The organism is Salmonella bongori NCTC 12419 (assembly GCF_000252995.1).
GTDB classification, from domain to species: Bacteria; Pseudomonadota; Gammaproteobacteria; order Enterobacterales; family Enterobacteriaceae; genus Salmonella; species Salmonella bongori.
Genome location: NC_015761.1, coordinates 534,807 through 556,177 on the forward strand (window position 1 = coordinate 534,807; position 21,371 = coordinate 556,177).

A 21,371-nucleotide genomic window follows, 5' to 3' on the forward strand; every position below is an offset into this window, starting at 1 on the left:
TACTCTGGTGGCTGTTAAATGCGATTTTAGACGATAAGACAAAAAATGGCGCGTTGCAGATAATACTTTCCTGGCTGGCGGTACCTATACTTTGCCTGACAAAAAGAGGGTGATTTGGCGGAGAAAGAGAATGACACAGTATCAGGCACTCATTATTGGTTTTGGTAAGGCAGGAAAAACGCTGGCGGCAACTTTGGCTAAGACGGGATGGCGTGTGGCGATTATCGAACAGTCACCCAGTATGTTCGGCGGAACTTGTATCAATATAGGTTGTATTCCTACAAAAACGCTGGTGCATGACGCTGAACGCGAGGCGGATTTTTCTGCCGCTATGCAACGTAAAGCGGCGGTCGTGAATTTTTTACGCGATAAAAATTTTCATAATCTTGCCGACCTGCATAATGTTGATGTGATTGAGGGAAGGGCGGAATTTATTGATAACCAAACCGTTCGGGTCGTTCAGGCGAAAGGCGAACAGGTGTTACGGGGGGAAAAGATCTTCATCAATACGGGCGCAGAGTCGGTGATTCCTGCTATTACAGGATTAACAACCACCGAGGGCGTGTTCGATAGTACCGGGCTGCTCAGCCTGAGCGAGCGTCCGGCACGGCTGGGTATTTTAGGCGGCGGCTATATTGGTCTGGAATTTGCCTCAATGTTTGCCAACTTTGGTACGAAGGTCACAATCTTTGAGGCTGCGCCGCAATTCCTGCCTCGTGAAGATCGGGACATCGCGCAGGCTATTGCCCACATTTTGCAGGAAAAGGGCGTTGAGCTAATTTTAAATGCTAAAGTGCAGGCGGTGTCGTCACAGGCGGGAGCGGTACAGGTAGAGCTACCGGAGGGCGCACACCTTGTGGATGCACTGCTGGTTGCGTCGGGGCGGAAACCGGCGACTGCAGGCTTACAGCTTCATAATGCCGGGGTCGCGGTGAATGAACGCGGGGGGATTATCGTTGACGATTACCTGCGTACCACGGCAGAGAATATCTGGGCGATGGGCGATGTTACTGGTGGGTTACAGTTTACCTATATTTCACTGGATGATTTCCGCATCGTTCGTGATGGCTTGTTGGGTGAGGGTAAACGCAGCACCCGCGATCGCCAAAACGTGCCATATTCTGTCTTTATGACGCCGCCGCTCTCCCGTATTGGGATGACAGAAGAACAAGCGCGGGCGAGCGGCGCAACGGTACAGGTGGTGACATTGCCGGTAGCGGCGATCCCTCGCGCCCGTGTTATAGATGATACCCGTGGCGTACTGAAAGCCGTGGTGGACGTCAATACACAGCGCATAGTGGGCGCATCATTGTTATGCGCCGATTCACATGAAATGATTAATATCGTTAAAACCGTTATGGATGCGGATTTACCTTATACGGTGTTACGCGACCAGATATTTACCCATCCTACAATGAGCGAGTCATTAAACGATCTCTTCTCCCTTATTAAGTAAAATGTAAATCATGTAGCCCTGTTAACCAGGGCTTTTTATTGTCTGTTATACCGTAAAATATACGCCAGAACAATAATGCTGGCGTCTGAAAGAAAAAGCATTAGTCAGAGCTAACGTATTATAGCGCTATTGAAATAACTCATTAATGGAAATCACTATGTTAAAAATTACGACACTTATTGCCTCCTTACTGGCCGCGCCGCTGGCGTTTTCTGCCTCCACTCAGCCGTTAACCGAAGTCGAGTATATTAGCGTTTCCGCCATTGCAGCAACGCCTTCGATGCTTGAGAACGCTATTGCCCAACTGGCACAAAGTAAACAGGCATCGTCATGGAAAATAACCTCAATGCGTATTGATAATACGGGCTATGCCACCGCGATTTTATATAAATAAGGAGGTATATAATGGACAAATATCTTCGTCTGTTAAGTCAGGGAGATCGGATTGGATTAACATTAATACGCCTGAGCATTGCCATTGTTTTTATCTGGATTGGCTTGCTTAAGTTTGTGCCCTATGAGGCCGATAGTATTACACCGTTTGTCGCGAATAGCCCTTTTATGTCATTTTTCTATGAGCATCCAGAGGAATACCGCCAACATCTGACTCATGAAGGCGAATTAAAGCCGCAGGAGCGCGCCTGGCAAACGGCTAATAATACTTATGTGTTTTCGAATGGCCTGGGCGTAGTGGAATTGATTATTGCGGCACTGGTGCTGGCTAATCCCTTCAGCCGCTGGTTAGGGCTGGCGGGAGGCGTGCTGGCATTCCTGACGCCATTTGTAACGCTGTCTTTTTTAATCACCACGCCGGAGGCCTGGGTTATGCCGCTGGGCGATGCGCATTACGGTTTTCCGTACTTATCGGGGGCCGGACGGCTGGTATTAAAGGATACATTAATGTTGGCAGGCGCGGTGATGATCATGGCGGATTCCGCCCGATCGCTACTTTCACAGCGACAATAGCGAGTCCCTTGCTCTCTTTAAAGCTGTGAGTCGTCGGATGGCTGCGTAAGCGCCATCCGGCAATCAGTGTCATAGCTGATGTGTTTAGATACGCGCTACCCTGTCAGTAGTTCCTTTTCTACTTGCTGGACCTGCGCTTCCAGCGAATTGCGAATTTCCGTCAGCGCCCGTTCCTGCTCGGAAAAATAGGCTTCTTTATCCGTTACGGAAGAGGCGAGCCGCCAGGCATTTTCCGTTTCCAGTTGTGTAATTTCTTTTAACAGCGCGTCGATTTGGGTGCGAAGCTGGCGTATTTTATTGCGCAAATGTTCCAGATTATTCAGCCTGTCGCTTGCCATCATTGGTTCCAGACCACTTTGTAACTGAGTCAACAGCGTGCGAATTGTCGCCAGATCGGCATTTTGCCGCGCCTGATTGAGCTGTACCATCATCTGGTGAGCTTTTTCTTTTAATTCATCGGCGACCACATCCGGGTGACACAGGCGGCTGGCCTGGCGCCACAACCGTTTTAATTCACTGCGTTCATCAGCCGACAAACGTTGATCGCGGGCGTAGCGGAACTGCGCTTCCTGTTGCTGCTCCCGATACTGATGGTATTCCTGTTCTGCATTTTCCTGCGCCTGACGGGAGGCGCTGTTGTTCTGATGGGAAAAACTTTCCTCCAGCTCACGAATCTCCGCCAGCAACGCGGTAATTAACTCCGTTTGTTGCTGAATACGCTGACGAAACCCCACCGCTTCCCGTGAGGCGGTATTTAACACTACCCATTGCTGTTTTAGCGTGGCCAGTTGATCCACCGCCCGGGAAATATATTGCAGACAGGACTGATAATCCTTTTCCCGGCGTTTGAGTTCTGCTTCTTGCTTACGCTGCATACTCACGGCGAGCTGTTGACGTAACTCCAGGATACGGCTCATCAATGGCCCGAGACGCAGATGATAAAGATCGTTGAAATCGTCAAGAATTTGCACCCGCGCGTTTCGCTTATCAATCAGATCGCGAAGTTGGGCTTCAAGCGCTTTCAGCTCCAGTTTACTGGCGGCCACAGAAGGATCTTGCCACGTCGAGAGCGCTCGTTGGGCCTGTAGCCAGGCTGAGATATTCTGCATGGCGTCGCTGAACCGGCGGGCTTCAATCGCCTGGACAATCGTGGTGATAACAGCATCCTGCGGCTCATTTTTCAGGTGAATGAGCTGCTGACGGATAATCTCTTCATCCTCAAGTTCAATGGCGCTTTTGATGATCTCTAAACGTTTAATGATCTTCTTCATGACGTTAATGCCTGGTGTGGCTCAACAACAGATAACAGATACCAGGTCTGATTCACCTTTTTGGAAATACAGAAAAAATACTAAACGCATTCTGTGGGTTGTTGTACTTTTCGTCCAGAGCTATTCATACATTTTATACTTGTCGCCATTCACCCGTAATGCTTTATATCGGCGCGCGTGCTTTTCTTTTTACACCCCGTAGCCTCTTTTTTTATGCGTCGACGTTAATGCCCGGTATTGAGCGGTGACAAACGATTGCGCCTTGCGGCAGCGAGAGCGAAATGTTAAAAGGTGCCCCTCAATAAAAACGATACAGGGGTAGGGCGTGAAAAACGCGTCAACAGCATCCGGCGCCAGCGTGACGGATGCCGCGTCGAAGAATGAACCGACGCTTCAGCGGGGATTGCAAAACCGTCATATTCAGCTCATTGCGTTGGGCGGCGCTATTGGTACTGGACTGTTTCTGGGGATCGGCCCGGCAATTCAGATGGCAGGGCCGGCTGTTCTGCTGGGCTACGGCGTTGCCGGGATTATTGCCTTTCTCATTATGCGCCAACTGGGCGAAATGGTTGTGGAAGAACCCGTCTCCGGATCGTTTGCCCATTTTGCTTATAAATATTGGGGACCGTTTGCGGGCTTTCTGTCAGGTTGGAACTATTGGGTCATGTTTGTACTGGTCGGGATGGCGGAGCTAACCGCGGCGGGCATCTATATGCAGTACTGGTTGCCTGACGTACCCACATGGATATGGGCGGCGGCGTTTTTTATTATCATTAATGCTGTGAATCTGGTAAACGTACGTCTGTATGGCGAAACGGAATTCTGGTTCGCGCTGATTAAAGTGCTGGCGATTATCGGCATGATAGGTTTTGGCCTGTGGCTCCTGTTTTCCGGCCACGGCGGCGAACATGCCAGCATTGATAACCTCTGGCGCTATAACGGTTTCTTTGCTACCGGCTGGCAGGGTTTGATTCTGTCGCTGGCGGTGATTATGTTTTCCTTTGGCGGGCTGGAACTGATCGGTATTACTGCGGCGGAAGCGCGCGATCCACAAAAAAGTATTCCGAAAGCGGTCAATCAGGTGGTCTACCGTATTTTGCTGTTCTACATCGGTTCGCTGGTGGTTTTGCTGGCACTCTATCCGTGGATAGAGGTGAAATCCAATAGCAGCCCTTTTGTCATGATTTTCCATAATCTGGACAGTAATGTGGTGGCTTCGGCGCTGAATTTCGTTATTCTGGTCGCGTCGCTCTCGGTGTATAACAGCGGCGTTTATTCGAATAGCCGCATGCTTTTCGGCCTGTCCATACAAGGCAACGCGCCGAAATTCTTGACGCGCGTCAGCCACCGCGGCGTACCGGTAAACTCGCTGATGCTTTCCGCGGCAATAACGTCGCTGGTGGTATTGATTAACTATTTGTTGCCACAGAAAGCGTTTAGCCTGTTGATGGCGCTGGTTGTCGCGACGTTACTGCTGAACTGGATCATGATCTGCCTTGCGCATTTACGTTTTCGCACGGCGATGCGTCGTCAGGGGCGCGAGACGCAATTTAAGGCGTTGCTCTATCCCGCCGGAAACTATTTGTGCATAGCGTTTCTGGCGCTAATTCTGGTGCTGATGTGTACGATGGAGGATATGCGATTGTCGGCGATTTTGCTGCCGGTATGGATTGTATTCCTGTTTATCGCGTTTACTGTTTTGCGCCGTAAGGCTCATTGACTTTTTTGCCCGATCCCATGCTCATGCGATCGGGCAATCCATTAATGCCGCAATGTCCCTGACAGCGCGCGAATATCGCTGCCGGTCGGCGTCTGGTGAATACGCAAGCCAAACTCTTCCACCACGGCAAAAATATGGTCGAAAATATCGGCCTGAATGCTCTCATATTCCAGCCACACGACGGTATTGGTAAAAGCATAGATCTCTATCGGCAAACCATGATCGTCAGGTGCCAGTTGGCGTACCATCAGCGTCATATCTTTACGGATGCGCGGATGGTGGCGTAAATATTCGTTCAGGTAGGCGCGAAATGTCCCGATATTGGTCATTCGGCGGTGATTTAAGGCGGATTCCGGCGCATCCAGTTGTTTATTCCATTCATCGATTTCCTGATGACGGCTGGTAAGGTACGGCTTTAACAGTTGCGCGGTTAACAGCCGCTGTTTTTCATCATCATCCAGAAAATGGATACTGGTCGCGTCAATATTAATGCTACGTTTAATCCGGCGTCCGCCGGACGCAGACATGCCGCTCCAGTTTTTGAACGAATCGGAAACCAGGGACCAGGTGGGAATGGTGGTGATGGTATTATCCCAGTTGCGTACTTTTACCGTGGTTAAACCAATATCAATGACGGCGCCATCTGCGCCATATTTCGGCATTTCCAGCCAGTCGCCCAGTTTGAGCATATCGTTGGCGGAAAGCTGTATACCGGCAACCAGGCCAAGAATCGGGTCTTTAAAGACCAGCATTAATACCGCGGCCATCGCGCCCAGCCCGCTGATTAAAATCGCTGGCGACTGACCAATCAGCAATGAGATCATCAGAATGCCGACAATAATGGCGCCAATCAGCTTAATACCCTGAAATATTCCTTTCAGTGGAAGTTGAGAGGCGGCGGGCCATTTTTGCGACAGATTAAGAATCACGTCCAGCAGCGAAAATAACGACAACAGGGCATAGATCATAATCCATAACTGTGCGCAGACAGTCAGAATATTTGCAGCCTCACTGCCCTTTTGCAGCCAGAGCGTAGCCTGAATATTGACGATGATGCCTTGCAATGTAAAAGCCAGACGATGAAACAATTTATTTTGGGTAATAATTTGCAGCCAGAGACGGGAACTGGCGATAGCGCGTTTTTCGAAGGTGCGTAGTACTACCCAGTGCAAAATAATATGCACGACAACTGCCGTCAGAAAAATAATACCAAATATCACCACCAGCGACGTGGTGTAATTCATTTCAATACCCGCTAAATCTTCTACCTGGGATATTAATTCCTGCATAATCTCTCCTTTATAAACAGCGGCCTATGATGACCGCTGGAGCGCATTTATGCAAATCAGGACACCTGCAGGTCAGCCTAACCAACGGGAGAGGAGGAAAACGTTCTTGCATTTTCCCATACGCTATAGTGTATCCGGCGTCCCGTATCACCTCGTTATTTTACGCTGACGTTCTTTTCTGTACAGACGCCACTTCGTCAACAGGGGATAAATACCTCTCAACCAGAACATCTGACTTAAAACCATTGCAATGTATTTACCGGATGATGATGTGCGCAAGTCGTACTCACCCACAATAACACTAAGGAACACAGGATGACTAAAAAGCGTGCCCTGGTAAAATACCGCATACTCTCGTTCGCGCTGGCAACGCCATTATCTGCCTATGCGTTGGACTCCCTTACCGTGTTTGGCGATAGCCTTAGCGATACCGGCAATAACGGACACTGGACCTGGGATAGCGGTGAAAATAAGCTTTACGACGAACAATTGGCCGAGCGGTATGGATTGACATTTCGTCCTTCCAGAGAAGGTGGTTCTAATTATGCCGCTGGCGGCGCGACGGCGACACCAGACTTAAATCCCCAGGATAATACGGCGAATCAGGTACAGCAATGGCTCGCCAAAAACGGGGGAAGGGCTGACCGCAATGGCTTATATATTCACTGGGTTGGCGGAAACGATCTGGCGGCAGCGTTAATGCAGCCAGCCATGGCCTGGCAGATAGCCGGTAATAGCGCGGTCAGCGCAGCGGCGCAGGTAGGACAACTACTGGATGCTGGTGCCGGGCTGGTGGTAGCGCCAAATGTTCCAAACATTGGTGCAGCGCCAATGCTTCTGGAAGCCGTCATTACTGCCGGGCTGGGCGCAGCGGCGCCACCGGCGCTGAAGGCAGCATTAGAGGCGCTGGCAGCGACACAGACAACCGATTCCGCCAGTCGGCAACAGGCGATCCGCAATGCGCTGTTGGCGGCGGCGGCAACAATAAGCAGTAATCCGCTGATTCAGCAGTTGATTCTCGAGCAACTGCTGGCGGGTTATCATGCGGCGGCAGAGCAGGCGTCAGAGCTGACTGACTATTATAATCAGAGTGAGGAAAAGGGGTTGGAGCAACATGGCGGCAATATTGCCCGGGCCGATATTAACGGCCTCTTTAAGGAAATCCTCGCCAATCCGCGGGCGTTTGGTTTGACAAATACCGTGGGTATGGCCTGCCCGCCAGGCGTACCCGCTTCGGAATGCTCCTCCGCAATGCCGGGATTCAACCTGTCACAGAACTATCTGTTTGCCGATCATTTCCATCCCGGCCCACAGGTGCACACCATTATTGCGCAATATATTCAGTCGATTATTGTCGCGCCGGTACAGGTGACTTACCTGAACCAAAGCATTCAATCGATGGTACAAGATAGCCGCGCTACGCTTGACAGCCGTTATCAGCAGCTTCGCCAGGGAGAAAATCCGGTCGGTTCGCTGGGCATGTTCGGCGGATACCGCGGCGGATATCAACGCTATGATGATAACGGGGCCGATGGTCACGGTAATCGTAATAATTTAACGGTTGGCGTCGATTATCAACTTCATGAGCAGATACTGCTGGGAGGATTGATAGCCGGTTCTCTGGATAAGCAACGTTCTGATGAGAATTATCGTTATAACGCTGGCGGCTTTCAGGCCGCCGTGTTTAGCCATTTACGTGCCGGACAGGCGTGGCTGGATGGCGATATACATTACCTGTCCGCTACCTTCAGTGACATCCAGCGTAGCATAACACTGGGGGCGCTCAGACGCGTGGAAGCAGGCGAGGCCAATGGCCGGCTGTGGGGCGCGAGGTTAACCAGCGGTTATGATTTTTCCGTCATGCCGTGGTTAACGACCGGGCCGATGCTGCAATATACGTGGGATTATAGCCACGTTAACGGCTATAGCGAAAAGAGCGCGACCAGTACTTCAATGCGTTTTGGCGACCAGAATGCCCACTCTCAGGTGGCGGCGCTGGCTGGCGTTTGGATATCCGTGATACCACTATCCGTTCCTGGGCGCAGATAAATTATCGCCGCCAGTTTGGCGATGATGCATATGTGGCCAACGGCGGGCTTAAATCCACGAGATTGACGTTTAGCCGAACCGGAAAGACGCAGGATAAAAACTGGGTGGATATTGCTATTGGCGCCGATTTTCCGCTGTCTGAAACGGTATCTGCTTTCGCGGGACTGACACAAACGGCAGGGGTAAATGAGGGTAATCAGACCCACTATAACGTCGGGTTTGGCGCACGGTTCTGATGACATGCCAGCCAGGAAACCGATGCCGTCGAAACGGGCTGCCAGGGAGGGGAAGCCTCCTTTTTCGTGATAAGACCACGTAAAAGCGTAACGGGAACTGTTGGGAAAAGTAAGTATTTTCAAAAGTGTGGGCGAAGCCTGTGACGTCGTTTGTAAATTAACGTATAAGCGGAATTATACGTTTTGGGCGGGGCACAGGTATGAATAAAGAGTCCATATTTCGCCAGTTGGAGCGTCGGCTGGCTGGATGTCCACTCACAGTCGACGCCCTGGGCGGGTTCAGCGCGATGGCAATTGCCGACAGCCTAAGGCAAAAACGCAGTATTATTAGCTATCATCTCAATAACCTGTATCGCGAGCAGCGGGTGGTCAAAGTAAATGGCCGTCCTGTGTTGTTTCTGCCTGTCGACGCGCTACGTCGCTGCCATCGACTGGCCGTTCGACAGGGGGAATATGCGTCTATCCAGGCGCTGTGCGCGGAGCGGCAGGATAGCCTGGCATTGCTTATCGGCGCGCAGGGGAGTTTGCAGGAGTCTCTGCGTCAGTGTAAGGCGGCAATCAGTTATCCTGGTGCAGGTTTGCCTTTGCTGTTGCGTGGTCCGACGGGAACAGGAAAAAGCTTTTTGGCGCGTCAGTTATGGCAGTACGCCATTGAGCAGGAGATTTTACCCCCCGAAGCGCCCTTTACCGTGTTTAACTGCGCCGAATATGCCAATAATCCGGAACTGCTGACGTCAAAATTGTTTGGTCACGCTAAAGGCGCATTTACTGGCGCCGACAGATCGGTATCCGGGCTAATCGAGACCAGTAACGGCGGCGTTTTATTTATTGATGAGGTACACCGCTTACCGCCAGAAGGGCAGGAAAAATTGTTCCATTTTATGGATAACGGTACCTGGCGGCGATTAGGCGAAAGCAGCGATGAACGTCGCGCCACGGTACGTTTGATATTTGCCTCTACCGAAGATCTGGAAAAGCACTTTCTGGCGACGTTTATTCGCCGTATACCCGTCATTGTCAAAATCCTGCCCATCGCCGAGCGCGGGCAGTACGAGCGGCTGGCATTTATTCACCATTTTTTCCGTCGCGAGGCGCAGCGTCTTCATCTCGATTTATCATTGGATAGTGAAATTATCAGCCAACTGATGCAGGAGACGCTGGAGGGAAATGTCGGCGGTCTGGAAAATCTTATCCGTAATATTTGCGCCAGCGCCTGGACTTTCGGCCAGCGCGGTGACGGCATACTGGAGATTAAAGCCGGACAATTGCCGGATCGTTTGCTGATGGAGGTGCCGTTTACCGTTTCCCAGACGGCCGAGCGCGTCATGATTTATCGCGAAAGCGGCACTTTTCCGCTCGTTTCCAGCCAGCATCTGGATTATTTGCGGTTGGCGGAAAATATCTATGGTCTGTGCAAAGATATGGCGCAGGAGAATATTACCGCGAAGACGTTTGATAAGCTGGTTTACCAAAACCTTACGTTATATCTCGATGCGTTAATGAATAAAGAGAGTCCTCGTTCCCGCCAGGACAAGCGGTTACGTTTCATTGAGGATGTGGGTAAAGCGATCGCCGCGCATTACGATCTCGAATTGAATGCGGAGTTCGCTTATCTCACCGGACGCTATCTTACCAGCTTGCCGCTAACACCGGGGGAGACGCCACCGCCAGTTCGTCAGATTATGTTGCGCTGGCTGGAGGAGACGCCTGGACTGGCGCAGCGTGTGGCGCAAAAACTGCTGGATGTGGTGAATAATAAATACGACTTGTTGATTGACACTCTCGACAGACTGGTGGTTACGGCAATCGTCAGCAATGCCATTGCAGCCACCAGCGGCGGTAAGGTAAAAGCGCTGATCATTGCACATGGCTATTCGACTGCCAGCAGCATTGCGGGGGTGACAAACAGACTGATTGGCGAAAAAATTTATCATGCGATGGATATGCCGATGGACGTTGCGTTTAGCGATGTCAGCCGGGCCATTGTCGATTATCTCCAGCATACCGACACCCGGGCTGGCGTTATGGTGTTGATAGATATGGGATATACCAAAGAGATCGCGGATGCTCTGTTGAGCGTCATCAACGGTCCGCTGGTGGTGGTTGATAACGTCACGACGCGTCTGGCGCTAAATGTCGCCAGCGAGATTGCGCTGCAAAAAAACATCGAACAGATCGCTGAAGAGATTGTCCCGTTAAACCAGTCGCGCTGGGATGTATTCTGGCCTGAGCAGAAAAAGTCGCGGGCGCTGCTGGTGACCTGTATTACCGGCATCGGGACGGCATTTAAATTTAAAAATCTGATGGAAAAAAGTCTGCTGACAGACTTTGATATTAATATTATTGCCTGTGAGTATACCCGGTTGAAAAATAGCCGGATGGCGGCTTCACTGCTGAATCAGTATGAAGTGATTGCGGTTGTTGGCACCCTTGATCCGCAACTGGCGGGCGTCCCTTGGGTGGGTATTGAAGAACTGCTTGGCGAGCAGGGATACGCGCATTTAAGTCAGTTATTGAGCGGTTATCTTAACGATAAACAAATCGCCTTAATTAATAAAAATATGGTTCGTGAATTCTCGTTACATAATGTGGTTAATTCGCTGACCATTCTTAATGCCAGTAAGACGATGGGACATATTGAGACCATCATCGCCGAATGGCAACATACGCTGGGTTTCAATTTTAATAATAATTTGATTATTAGTTTATATATTCATTTAAGCTGCATGATCGAACGGCTGGTTATGCGTAATGAAATTACCCACTATAAAAATCTGGCGGAATTTAACGAGCAACATGGTGATTTTATTGCTATGGTAAACCATTCGTTTCAGCGGTTAAAAATCCTGTATAATGTGGCGCTGCCAATCGCGGAAATTGGTTATATTCACGATATTTTCGAATTACGGATAGAAGATTTTCGCTGGTAGCAGCGGCGACGAGGTACGTTTACGTCGCTTATGCAAGGCCGGATAAGGCGAAGCCGCCATCCGGCCTGCGCGGTAAGCAAATTGCGCCTTACAATGCGCACATATTAATACTCAACCTTCCACATATAACGACGTGTTGTCAGTGGGTGGTGACGGGCTGTCGCCAGAGCGAGGTTATAAACGTCCAGTACGCTATTATGCAGCAGGCCGCAAAAGTACTCGCTAACACTGGCGGGTAAATCCTGAATGCCAAGTTTATCCGCATCGATCAACTGCAGTTTCCCCTGGTAGCGTTCAATAAAGCGAATCGCGCGATCATCCAGAGGACGGGTGCGACCATTGCTTTGCAGCAAAATAAACGGTGTGCCCGGCTCGGTGATTTCAAACGGTCCGTGGAAATATTCTCCGCTGTGTATGCTGGCGGAGTTAATCCACTGCATTTCCAGTAAAATACAGATAGACTCCTGATGCGCGGCGCCGAAAGAGGGGCCGCTGCCCATCATATAGACGACCTTTTCATCTTTCCATTCGGCGGCAAAATGTTTAGCGTCGTCCTGTACCTGCTGTTGCGCATGGCGCACCACAGTTTCGAAGCGGCTAAAGGCCTCAACCATCTCGTCATATCCGGCATAACCCTCGGTTTGAGCGAGGATTTCCAGTGCCAGCCACAGACTGTAAGCTGCTTTCTGTTCCACGGGATCGACCGTTTCCGGATAACGCGCCCACTGATATTCAATAACGTAATCGCTGTGTTCGCACAATGGCGTGTTGGGTTGATAAACCAGTCCTATTGTTGCCGCCCCTTTTGCACGTGCCACTCGGGCGGCTTCGACTGTTTCCGCTGTATTACCCTGCTGCGACGCGAGAACAACAACGCTATTTTTCCCTAACGCGCCTGGTGTGGCGTGAACAAATTCATTGCTGGTAACATAGCCGACCGCCAGTTTTTGCGCTTCACAGTCCAGAAAGTATTTCCCAGGCCAGAAGCCGGTTAATGAACCGCCGCAACCGACAAACCAGACGCGTTCAATTTTTTGTTTACGTAAAATATCACTAATAATACGATGGGCATTTTTATGAGCAACAGACATCATTATCTCCTTAGCGTGTAGCATGTTCTCCGCAAAAGCGCGGATAACAACGAATATGAATAAAAATTAAATTTCTTGCTTACTTTTCATTTTCTGATGAAATTGCGGATCTTTGGGTATTGCTGGGTTAATGCCTTTTTGTAGCGGTAATATCGCGCATAGCATTTGCAGCGGAATGATATATTCAAAGACGGAAAAATCTTTATCATTTATAAACGGGAAACGCAGATTCAGATCATTATTTCCTACGTGTGGACCAATCCGGTAAATATATGGCGTCCAGTTGCCCAGTATTTCCGCCAGCCGATCCTGACGCGCGTCAGGCTGCGGGTCGAGCATAATCAGCGTGGACTGCGCATTAAAGGCGTTATAAATGCCGTGAATAAACTCTTCAAATTCGTAGCCCGATACAGGACAGCGCAACGTCTCCAGCATTTTGAGCGTCCCCTCTTGCACGGTACCGAACAATGCCGCCGGGCTGGTCAGACGAATGTCTGCACTTTCGCACAGCGCCAGTGCGTGGGTTTGCGTCCATGTTTTTGCGGCGGCAATCAGTACGGGCAGGTGGTTAAAGGTTTTTTCCATTCGCAGTAACAGCGACCGGCGCTGTTCATCGTCCAGTCGCTGTTGTTGTCCGGCGACGGCGAGCGCGAGCAGCATCAAGTTGAGTACTGTACAGTGATAACCTTTTGTTTTTGCGCCAGCGGTTTCTTCACCGCAGGGTACAGTAAGAACATAATCCGCAGCCCGGTCGATAGTGGCTGGCGCAACGCCAGCCATTGATGCGGTGACATGACCGAAATCGCGAGCGCGTTCCATCGCCGTCAGAGTCGAGAGACTGCCGCCACCCTGGGAGACGCCGATAACCAGCGCTTTACCGCTACGGGCAAGTGTTTCGTCGTCAAGCATAAATGGCCAGCAGACATCCACCGGCAACATGCACCATCGCTGCATAAACGTGCGGGCGGTCAGCGCGCCGTGGTATGACGTGCCGGAGCCTGTCAGAATAAGGCGGGTGACGCCGCGTTCCGTTATCGCCTGTGCTGCGCGCCAGAGATCTTCTCGCGTCTGTGCCAACATCTCCAGCAGCTGAAGGGGCGTCTCGTTCATATAGTCTTCTACTTGCATATCGTTACCTCTCGTCAAAGCAGGCCCAGTGCGCTGGCAAGAAGACCAAACGCGACGGTGCCTAACAGGATCCAGTTAATGTTCACACCCTTACGGATAAGTTTGTACATGCCGAGCGTGAAGAGCAGCGGTAGTAAAGAAGGGAGAATTTTGTCGATAAAATCCTGCACCTTCATGGTGGTCTGCCCGGCGGTAAAACTGAGCGGGGTAGTAATGTCGATCATACTGGCGGTCATTGCGCCGACGACCATCAAACCGACGATAGAGGCGATATAGGTCACCCTGTCCATCAGCCCACTTTGCCAGAGGCGCATCAGCCAGGTCGTACCCGCCCTGTAGCCCAGTTTAAGCGCGTACCAACGGCAGAGAAGGTGCGGAATGTTATAGACCAGCAGCGCGATAATGGGCCCCAAAATGCTGCCCTGTTGAGCAAAGTAGATCCCCATCCCGGCAGCAATAACTTTCAGCGATCCCCAAAAGATAGAATCGCCGATCCCGGCCAGCGGCCCCATCAGGCTGGTTTTAACAGCATTGATGGACTCTTCGTTAAAATCGGGATTACGCTGATTTTCCTCTTCCATCGCAATCGACAGGCCAAAGACAAATGTCGACAGGTGCGGCGTGGTATTGAACAGCACCAGATGGCGTTGTAAAGCACGTCCCAGCTCTGCAGGATCACGGTAGATACGCTTTAGCGCAGGTGACATGGCGAAGGCATAGCCCATATGCTGCTGGCGTTCATAATTCCACGAGCCTTGCAACGTAAAGGAGCGCCAAAAAACGCTGCGTAAATCGCGGGCGGTAATTAGGCTTTCGCTTTGCGACTGTGCCGACGCGTCGTCGGTCAGGGTCTGCGTCATTTCGCTCATGATTAGCTCTCCTGTTGAGAAGTATTAAGAAACTGGCTGATGATGAAAGCCAGCACCACGGCAAACAGCGCAATGGCGATAATGTCCAGTTTGGTATACGCGGCGAGCAGAAAACCCAGCCCGAGGTAAGGCATTAACTTGCTGCTGAGCATCATGCTGATTAGCAAAGCAAAACCCAGCGCCGGTAAGATCTTACTGGCGACAACCAGGCCATTGGTGATAAAGGCAGGAATAGCGTCAAGGAACCAGGTGACAGCGGCCGAGCCGAGCAGAATAGCGAAAAAGACCGGCAGAAAACCGCTCAGAAAATAGAGTAGCGTTGGGCCTCCCAGGTGCATGACAGCAACCATTCGGGTATTGCCCTGCGCCGCGTAACGATCGGCCATGTGTCCAAAGCGGGCATTAACTACGCGCACCAGTACGCCGAGGGTCTGCGCCAGCATCGAGATAGGAATCGCGATAGTTAGCGCCGCTTCGGGGCCGCGACCGGACATGATAGAAAACGCCGTTGCCAGTACTGAACCAGTCACAACATCAGGCGGTACCGCGGCGCCAATAGCAACGTTGCCTAAAAAGATCAGTTCCAGCGTTGCGCCGATCAGAATACCTTCGTGCAAATTGCCACAGACCAGGCCGGTGAGAGCGCACATCACCAGCGGACGGTCAATCATCGACACGCCGAGTAAACGCCCGTCAAGAATGCCCAATGCGGCAATCAGGCCGAGTAACGTTGCGGTGAGCAACATAGTGACCTCCGGGTTCAGAGTTTATCGTTAAGCAATTCGGCGGAATGGGCCGGAACCTGGCGCATTTCCAGACGAATGCCTTTAGCTTTTAGCGCTTGACTATCGGCAATTTCCTGCCCGGTCAGGTAGATGGCTTTTCCGAACTGTTGCGCGCCCTCTTTTTGCGCAATACCGCCGTAATTGATGGTGCTAATCCCCGGCACTTTCTCGGCAAAATCCAGGGTTTCGGCGGTATTGCCCAGCACGACCATCACTTTTTTGTGATCCAGCTTACCGCTGGTGAGTTTTTCCGCTGCCTGTGCCACGGTGATAATGTCCAGCGATACACCGGCGGGTTTGGCCAGGCTTAATGACATAGAGACAAAGGCGTCGCTGGCGGCTTTGGCATTGGCGACGATGATATGATCGATATCCAGCGCCCGGGTCCAGGCGAAGACCACCTGGCCATGCAGCAGGCGGTAATCAATGCGCACTAATTTGATCATGGGATTCTCCCTGTAGGTCAGAGGATGGTTGTGTGATTAGCGTGTTGATAAAGACAATGGATTCACGCGCCGCATTGGTGGCGTAGGTAATGGCTGCTTCTGTGCTTTCTTCTTCACAGAGTAAAAATTCCAGCAACAGGGTCATGTTGACACCAGCTACCACAAAAACGTGACGGTGGCGCATCAGCACTTTCGCGGCGCTGTTGTTGATACTGCCGCCGAGCAGATCGGTAAACACCACCACTTCTTCGCCATTGGCCTGGGCTATCAGATTTTCAAGGGTTTGTTCTAGTTGTTCCGTGGTCACAATATCGCCATCATAAGCACAAACCGGTGTCACGCCGTGCTCGTCGCCAATCAGTAGCGATAAACTGTTAACCAGTCCGCGGGCAAAAGGGCCGTGGCTGGCCACATAAAGATGTCTCACCCGTTTTCTCCTTCATCCAGATAGGGGTATCCAGATAAGGCAAACAGCGTGCCACTTTTAAATATTTTTTATTTTCAAAGAGTTGAAAGAGGAAATTAACACTGGCGATGTAAAACCTGGCACTTCACGCCATTTATCACTGGAGAACCTGGCAGAAAGGTAAAAAAGCCGGACGGGTATCCGGCTTGGGGGGAGGTTAGACTTCTGTCAGCGTGGTTTCCAGCGGCAGGCGTGATTTCGGTAGCCCGGCGTTGAAATCTTCGACGCTATGATAACCGACCGGTACTACCACCAGGCTGGTATAGCCTTTTTCTTTCAGACCAAACTCAGCGTCGAGCACGTCGGCGTCGAAACCTTCAATAGGGACAGCATCAAGGCCCATGGCGGCAACGCCCAGCAGAAAGTTGCCAACGTTGAGGTAGACTTGTTTTGCCATCCACTGATGGTCATCTTTCAGCGAGACGCGGTGCATATCGGCAAAAAAGCGACGGCCTTTATCATTTGCCGCTTTGGCTTCCGGCGTGGCGAAGCGGCCATCGGCCTCTTCCTGATTAACGACACGCTCAAGCCAGGCGTCATCCATTATGGTTTTTGCGCAGAACACGACGACATGGGACGCATCCAGCATTTTACGTTCATTAAACACATAATTTTCGGCGGCGGATTTTGCGACGCGCGCTTTGCCTTCTTCCGTACTGGCGACAATAAAGTGCCACGGCTGGGAGTTGGTGCTGGAGGGGCTGTACTGGAGCAGCATTTTTAATTTATCCGCTTCTTCGGCGGTTAATTTTTTACTGGGATCGAACGCCTTAGTGGAGTAGCGTTTTAAGGCGACAGAAACGATATCCATAAATACTCCTGGTTGGTTTAGTACCCTTTTGTATCAACAGGGTACCGGGTTATCGGCAAAAAGATAAGGGAGGAAAATGCGATATGACTATCGGTATGACGTCAGCGAGGCCGCAGACGCTGTTGATCTCGTTTTGGCAGCCCATCCACCACCAGATTCCATGAATCCTTTATCAAATCATTGAGTAGCGATACGGTGATATCCTCGCCTGCATAGACTGAAATCCAGTGTTTCTTATTCATGTGATAGCCTGGCGCAATGCTGGGGTAAATTTGCTGATTCACCAGCGATTTTTGTGGGTCCGACTTCAGATTTACCAGCGGGCGGCAGTGATGTTCAGTGAAAAGCATGAATATTTTTCCACCGACTTTAAACACATCATACTGCGGGCCGAAAGGCCAGCAGTGTTCGGTAAAAGGCAGTTCCAGAGCAAAGCGTTTTGCGCTGGCGTGCAGCGTTTGACCGTCCATTATTGTTCCTCGCGAGTCAGTGCGCGCCACATGGCTTCGAATCCCAGTGCAATATATTCTTCGCCACGCGCGGGATCGCGCGCGGCGAAATCCATGGTCGTTTCGGCCAGCGCCAGGAAAAGGCCGTCGCCGAAGGCGCGGTACTCATCCGACATAAACACCGGCAAAACGGAGCGATGACACAAATCGCGTAGCTCGGGGAAGATATCGTCGGCCCGTTGTTCCGTCTCTTTGGTGATCTTGTCGCTGACGGCCAGTTGACGGATAGTACGGTGGCCGGTGGGATGGTTCAGGCCCCAACTGATATAGCGGTTCCAGATAAAACGGGTCATCGCTTTGGCATCAGTAATGGATCGATCCAGTTCCCCCATCATTGACTGGCAGAGATCCTGCTTTAAATGCAAATACAACGCGTTAATCAGCTCATCTTTGGTCGCAAAATAGCGAAATAACGTCCCTTCAGCAACGCCTGCGTTACGCGCAATTACCGCCGTAGAGGCGGCGATGCCGGATTGCGCTATCGCCTGGGTTGCTGCTTCCAGTAATGCCAGTTTTTTGTCTTCACTCTTCGGACGAGCCACTACACGTTACCCTTATATCTGTAAAAACATGATTGAATCACGCCCGTAGCCGCGTCGCAACGGGGAATGTCAACCTTTGAAAAGTGCCTTGACGGCGTACTTTGGTTCTTTATAATGAGTGCTTACTCACTCATAATCAAGGGCCGCCTACGTGAAGTGGTGAAAAAGCCTATTGCAGACCACGCCATAAGCCATCTCACAATTTGTGTGGTTATTACTATGCTTATTGCTGTTGCAGTAAACGTTGTGGCTTGTGAGCCGTTGACGAGTTTGATAGAGGGGAGAGCACGATGACCATTTCCGCTCAGGTTATCGACACGATTGTCGAGTGGATTGATGATAATTTGAACCAGCCGTTACGTATTGATGATATCGCCCGCCATGCCGGGTATTCCAAGTGGCACCTGCAACGCCTTTTTATGCAGTATAAAGGGGAGAGTCTGGGGCGCTATGTACGCGAGCGGAAGCTAAAACTGGCGGCGCGCGATTTGCGCGACACCGATCAGAAAGTGTACGATATTTGTCTCAAGTATGGTTTCGATTCGCAGCAAACCTTTACGCGTATTTTTACCCGTACGTTCAATTTGCCGCCAGGCGCTTATCGTAAAGAAAAGCATAGCTGTACGCATTGAAGCGCTTAATCAGCCAGTGAAAACCACCGACGCCAGATAAAGCGAATAACAAAATATTCCAGCGTGCCAAGCAACAGAAACCATAAACAAAACAGTAAGGTATAAAGCTGGTTGAGATCCATAAGATGAAAGATCCCGACCAGCTTTTGTGCCAACGCAAGGCCGGGAGAAGGGACGGGCAGCAGCAGGCTGGAGAGAAACGCCATCAGCAGGATACCGGCAACGGTCATTAATGATTCAAGCGGGTGTTTCATCACTTTGTTAAACGTAAGTTAAAACATCATTGTCCGGGATATTGCCCGGTAACGCAAATTTGCTGTCATTGCCCAGCCCAGATCTCACAATGTTTTTGCACCAGGCCAGTCAACGATCCGCCGTCGGCAATAAATTTCCGCATTGAGTGTGCTTCGTTACCGCTTTTTTTCACCTGCATACGCAGTGCTTCAATCGCACTGTCGGCGCCCACTTTGCCCGCAGAAGCCGTAACGTTGTCTAATAGACGCAGCGTATCGTCTGCCAGCCGACGGCGATCGCCGGTATAAACATCCGTTAACACCCCTTCCAGACCATAGCGGCACGCCTGAAAGCGGTTGAATTTATATAACAGATAGTCCTGTTCCTGAGGTTTAAAGGGACGTTCGGTCAGTAGCCAGTGAGCTGTTGCCTGAATCAGTCCTGCCATATTGATAGCATGATCGAGGGTGAGCGGCGTATCCATTACCCGAACTTCTACTGTGCCAAAGACCGGGCTGGGGCGGATATCCCAGTGTAAATCTTTGATGCTGTCAATCATCGTGGTGTAAGACAACTGACGAAATAGCCTGGCAAACTCTTGCCAGTTACTGACCCACGGCATAGGCCCATTATCGGGAAACCCGGAAAAGATATTCAGGCGCGCGCAGGCAAAACGGGTATCTGATCCTTGCATATAGGGAGACGCGGCGGAGAGTGCAATAAAATGCGGAACAAAATGCGATAACCCGTGTAAGAGATAAATAGCGTCGTCGCCATTCGCGCATCCGACATGCACATGTTGGCCGAAAACCGTCGCCTGTTGAATTAAGTAGCCGAAATTTTCCAGAGTGCGCTGATAGCGCTCATTATCACAGACTTCCTGACGTTGCCATTTTTGAAAAGGGTGAGTACCACCGCCACAAATGCCGAGATGGTGTTCCGACGCCGCCTGTAAAATAATGTGCTGCATGACAGAAAGTTGAGCCGCCGCCTGATCAATGTCACGGCAGACGTCCGTAGCCATCTCCAGCATACTTTCGGTGATATCGTGCTTAACTTCGCCAGCCGTGAGTCGGGATTTAACGGCATTAATTAACGTAGAAGAATCCTGGCTTAAATCGTAGCCTGGCGGGTTGACCACCTGCATTTCCAGTTCAATGCCAAGCGTATAGGGGTCAGAAACGTGAAAATCAGGTAGCGGCATAGCGATCTCATTTATTAGGGTAATGCGCTAAGTATAGAAGCGGGGACGCTTTTGTCGTGGTGGAGCGAGGTTATTACCGGAGCAAAGGGTGATAACCGCATCATCGTGTTGCAGCCACTGTACAGGGACAACACGTTCAGCCTGAGTGACGGCAAAAGCGGACAGTATGTTTAACGAGAGATGCGTAGCGGTGAGTGATGTAATTTTGGCACTATCGAACCCCGGTAACGAGAAATTCTCTGAATACGCCTTATAAACACTCTCTTTGGCGGAAAAGGCCAGCGTCAGAGCTAGCGGAAAAGGTAGCGGACTCGCCTGGAGAATATGATGCTCATCGCTATCAATAATGGACGAGGCCAGCTCTGTCGCAGTGTGCTGGCACATCACTTTTTCTATATCAACACCGACGCACTGCCGGGATATAACAGCCAGCGCCGTTGACGCACAGTGGCTGATGCTTCCAAAGATACCAGCCGGCCATAGCGGCTGTCGTTTATTGCCAATATCGGGAACCATCCTGATACCCGTTTCGCGTAGCGCATGAACGGCGGCGATACGGCCTGCCAAATGTTCAGCCTTACGCTTGCGCCCGGCAGACCGGAGCCGATGGTGATGAGGAAGCCAAAGCAGATCATGCTCGTGAAAGCTGCTCGCGTCAAAGTCGATGATATGCAGCATGTGTCCGGCAAAGGGAAGAGAAAAATGGGTTGTCAGCATGGTCTCTTTACATCTCCCTC

Annotated in this window: 19 protein-coding genes and 2 pseudogenes; 7 read left to right on the top strand and 14 right to left on the bottom strand. The window is 50.9% G+C overall.

Annotated features, from left to right (window positions below; genetic code table 11):
• Positions 1 to 130: 130 nt before the first annotated feature.
• The 3 genes from rclA (at position 131) to rclC (ending at position 2,422) form a co-directional block, all read left to right on the top strand.
• Positions 131 to 1,456, top strand: coding sequence for a reactive chlorine resistance oxidoreductase RclA (gene rclA / locus SBG_RS02450; RefSeq protein WP_000195938.1), 1,326 nt, complete (start codon positions 131 to 133; stop codon positions 1,454 to 1,456).
• 157 nt (positions 1,457 to 1,613) lie between these two features.
• Positions 1,614 to 1,850 carry a reactive chlorine resistance periplasmic protein RclB gene (gene rclB / locus SBG_RS02455; protein WP_000913124.1) on the top strand — a complete coding sequence of 79 codons (237 nt, stop codon included), beginning with the start codon at positions 1,614 to 1,616 and terminating at the stop codon, positions 1,848 to 1,850.
• Positions 1,851 to 1,861: 11 nt separating this feature from the next.
• Positions 1,862 to 2,422 carry a reactive chlorine resistance membrane protein RclC gene (gene rclC / locus SBG_RS02460; RefSeq protein ID WP_000362172.1) on the top strand — a complete coding sequence of 187 codons (561 nt, stop codon included), beginning with the start codon at positions 1,862 to 1,864 and terminating at the stop codon, positions 2,420 to 2,422.
• A gap of 95 nt (positions 2,423 to 2,517) precedes the next feature.
• Here the strand turns inward: rclC and SBG_RS02465 are convergent, their stop codons facing one another.
• Entirely contained in the window at positions 2,518 to 3,693 is a 1,176-nt protein-coding gene (locus SBG_RS02465) for a coiled-coil domain-containing protein (protein WP_000720315.1), read from the bottom strand.
• A 325-nt stretch (positions 3,694 to 4,018) separates the two neighbouring features.
• Here SBG_RS02465 and pheP point away from each other — a divergent pair, with 325 nt between their 5' ends.
• On the top strand, positions 4,019 to 5,413 hold the full coding sequence (pheP, locus tag SBG_RS02470) for a phenylalanine transporter (protein WP_000786297.1): 1,395 nt from the start codon (positions 4,019 to 4,021) through the stop codon (positions 5,411 to 5,413).
• 41 nt (positions 5,414 to 5,454) lie between these two features.
• On the opposite strand, the gene SBG_RS02475 is transcribed toward pheP, so the two are convergent.
• Complete coding sequence (locus tag SBG_RS02475) at positions 5,455 to 6,702, bottom strand: mechanosensitive ion channel family protein (protein ID WP_001156972.1); 1,248 nt, start codon at positions 6,700 to 6,702, stop codon at positions 5,455 to 5,457.
• Positions 6,703 to 7,017: 315 nt separating this feature from the next.
• On the opposite strand from SBG_RS02475, the pseudogene SBG_RS02480 reads away from it, so the two are divergent.
• Positions 7,018 to 8,987: pseudogene (locus tag SBG_RS02480) on the top strand (autotransporter outer membrane beta-barrel domain-containing protein).
• A gap of 200 nt (positions 8,988 to 9,187) precedes the next feature.
• The gene (locus SBG_RS02485) at positions 9,188 to 11,917 is read left to right on the top strand and encodes a sigma 54-interacting transcriptional regulator (RefSeq protein ID WP_001031472.1); all 2,730 of its coding nucleotides are present in this window, start codon (positions 9,188 to 9,190) and stop codon (positions 11,915 to 11,917) included.
• A gap of 104 nt (positions 11,918 to 12,021) precedes the next feature.
• Here SBG_RS02485 and SBG_RS02490 read toward each other — a convergent pair whose 3' ends face one another.
• The 9 genes from SBG_RS02490 to SBG_RS02530 form a co-directional block, all read right to left on the bottom strand.
• On the bottom strand, positions 12,022 to 13,008 hold the full coding sequence (locus SBG_RS02490; protein ID WP_000109364.1) for an SIS domain-containing protein: 987 nt from the start codon (positions 13,006 to 13,008) through the stop codon (positions 12,022 to 12,024).
• 66 nt (positions 13,009 to 13,074) lie between these two features.
• Positions 13,075 to 14,118, bottom strand: a complete 1,044-nt coding sequence (locus tag SBG_RS02495) for a glutamine--fructose-6-phosphate aminotransferase (RefSeq protein WP_015702752.1) — start codon at positions 14,116 to 14,118, stop codon at positions 13,075 to 13,077.
• Between the two features lie 32 nt (positions 14,119 to 14,150).
• Positions 14,151 to 15,005, bottom strand: a complete 855-nt coding sequence (locus SBG_RS02500) for a PTS system mannose/fructose/sorbose family transporter subunit IID (protein WP_001293372.1) — start codon at positions 15,003 to 15,005, stop codon at positions 14,151 to 14,153.
• Positions 15,006 to 15,007: 2 nt separating this feature from the next.
• The gene (locus SBG_RS02505) at positions 15,008 to 15,751 is read right to left on the bottom strand and encodes a PTS mannose/fructose/sorbose/N-acetylgalactosamine transporter subunit IIC (protein ID WP_015702753.1); all 744 of its coding nucleotides are present in this window, start codon (positions 15,749 to 15,751) and stop codon (positions 15,008 to 15,010) included.
• Between the two features lie 14 nt (positions 15,752 to 15,765).
• Positions 15,766 to 16,236 (bottom strand): PTS sugar transporter subunit IIB, encoded by a 471-nt coding sequence (locus tag SBG_RS02510; RefSeq protein ID WP_000594173.1) that lies wholly within the window; start codon positions 16,234 to 16,236, stop codon positions 15,766 to 15,768.
• Complete coding sequence (locus SBG_RS02515; RefSeq protein ID WP_001216295.1) at positions 16,214 to 16,663, bottom strand: PTS sugar transporter subunit IIA; 450 nt, start codon at positions 16,661 to 16,663, stop codon at positions 16,214 to 16,216. Before SBG_RS02515 ends, SBG_RS02510 begins: the two co-directional genes overlap by 23 nt.
• 196 nt (positions 16,664 to 16,859) lie before the next feature.
• Entirely contained in the window at positions 16,860 to 17,513 is a 654-nt protein-coding gene (gene nfsB / locus SBG_RS02520) for an oxygen-insensitive NAD(P)H nitroreductase (RefSeq protein ID WP_000355871.1), read from the bottom strand.
• A 101-nt stretch (positions 17,514 to 17,614) separates the two neighbouring features.
• Positions 17,615 to 17,983 (bottom strand): MmcQ/YjbR family DNA-binding protein, encoded by a 369-nt coding sequence (locus tag SBG_RS02525; RefSeq protein ID WP_000348995.1) that lies wholly within the window; start codon positions 17,981 to 17,983, stop codon positions 17,615 to 17,617.
• Positions 17,983 to 18,564: a TetR/AcrR family transcriptional regulator gene (locus SBG_RS02530; RefSeq protein WP_000113600.1), complete on the bottom strand. Its 582-nt coding sequence runs from the start codon at positions 18,562 to 18,564 to the stop codon at positions 17,983 to 17,985. The genes SBG_RS02525 and SBG_RS02530 overlap by 1 nt, the downstream gene beginning before the upstream one ends.
• Positions 18,565 to 18,854: 290 nt before the next feature.
• On the opposite strand from SBG_RS02530, the gene SBG_RS02540 reads away from it, so the two are divergent.
• Entirely contained in the window at positions 18,855 to 19,196 is a 342-nt protein-coding gene (locus SBG_RS02540) for a RamA family antibiotic efflux transcriptional regulator (protein ID WP_000155634.1), read from the top strand.
• A 5-nt stretch (positions 19,197 to 19,201) separates the two neighbouring features.
• Here the strand turns inward: SBG_RS02540 and SBG_RS02545 are convergent, their stop codons facing one another.
• The 3 genes and pseudogenes from SBG_RS02545 to entD form a co-directional block, all read right to left on the bottom strand.
• The gene (locus SBG_RS02545) at positions 19,202 to 19,450 is read right to left on the bottom strand and encodes a DUF1158 domain-containing protein (protein ID WP_000682504.1); all 249 of its coding nucleotides are present in this window, start codon (positions 19,448 to 19,450) and stop codon (positions 19,202 to 19,204) included.
• Positions 19,451 to 19,515: 65 nt separating this feature from the next.
• On the bottom strand, positions 19,516 to 20,634 hold the full coding sequence (locus SBG_RS02550; RefSeq protein ID WP_001130608.1) for a YbdK family carboxylate-amine ligase: 1,119 nt from the start codon (positions 20,632 to 20,634) through the stop codon (positions 19,516 to 19,518).
• Between the two features lie 14 nt (positions 20,635 to 20,648).
• Positions 20,649 to 21,351, bottom strand: a pseudogene (gene entD, locus SBG_RS02555) (enterobactin synthase subunit EntD).
• Positions 21,352 to 21,371 lie beyond the last annotated feature (20 nt).

Coding starts and splice junctions, on each gene's coding strand:
- rclA (WP_000195938.1), top strand. CDS start 131: ATGACACAGTATCAGGCACTCATTATTGGTTTTGGTAAGGCAGGAAAA.
- rclB (WP_000913124.1), top strand. CDS start 1,614: ATGTTAAAAATTACGACACTTATTGCCTCCTTACTGGCCGCGCCGCTG.
- rclC (WP_000362172.1), top strand. CDS start 1,862: ATGGACAAATATCTTCGTCTGTTAAGTCAGGGAGATCGGATTGGATTA.
- SBG_RS02465 (WP_000720315.1), bottom strand. CDS start 3,693: ATGAAGAAGATCATTAAACGTTTAGAGATCATCAAAAGCGCCATTGAA.
- SBG_RS02475 (WP_001156972.1), bottom strand. CDS start 6,702: ATGCAGGAATTAATATCCCAGGTAGAAGATTTAGCGGGTATTGAAATG.
- SBG_RS02485 (WP_001031472.1), top strand. CDS start 9,188: ATGAATAAAGAGTCCATATTTCGCCAGTTGGAGCGTCGGCTGGCTGGA.
- SBG_RS02490 (WP_000109364.1), bottom strand. CDS start 13,008: ATGTCTGTTGCTCATAAAAATGCCCATCGTATTATTAGTGATATTTTA.
- SBG_RS02495 (WP_015702752.1), bottom strand. CDS start 14,118: ATGAACGAGACGCCCCTTCAGCTGCTGGAGATGTTGGCACAGACGCGA.
- SBG_RS02500 (WP_001293372.1), bottom strand. CDS start 15,005: ATGAGCGAAATGACGCAGACCCTGACCGACGACGCGTCGGCACAGTCG.
- SBG_RS02505 (WP_015702753.1), bottom strand. CDS start 15,751: ATGTTGCTCACCGCAACGTTACTCGGCCTGATTGCCGCATTGGGCATT.
- SBG_RS02510 (WP_000594173.1), bottom strand. CDS start 16,236: ATGATCAAATTAGTGCGCATTGATTACCGCCTGCTGCATGGCCAGGTG.
- nfsB (WP_000355871.1), bottom strand. CDS start 17,513: ATGGATATCGTTTCTGTCGCCTTAAAACGCTACTCCACTAAGGCGTTC.
- SBG_RS02525 (WP_000348995.1), bottom strand. CDS start 17,983: ATGGACGGTCAAACGCTGCACGCCAGCGCAAAACGCTTTGCTCTGGAA.
- SBG_RS02540 (WP_000155634.1), top strand. CDS start 18,855: ATGACCATTTCCGCTCAGGTTATCGACACGATTGTCGAGTGGATTGAT.
- SBG_RS02545 (WP_000682504.1), bottom strand. CDS start 19,450: ATGAAACACCCGCTTGAATCATTAATGACCGTTGCCGGTATCCTGCTG.
- SBG_RS02550 (WP_001130608.1), bottom strand. CDS start 20,634: ATGCCGCTACCTGATTTTCACGTTTCTGACCCCTATACGCTTGGCATT.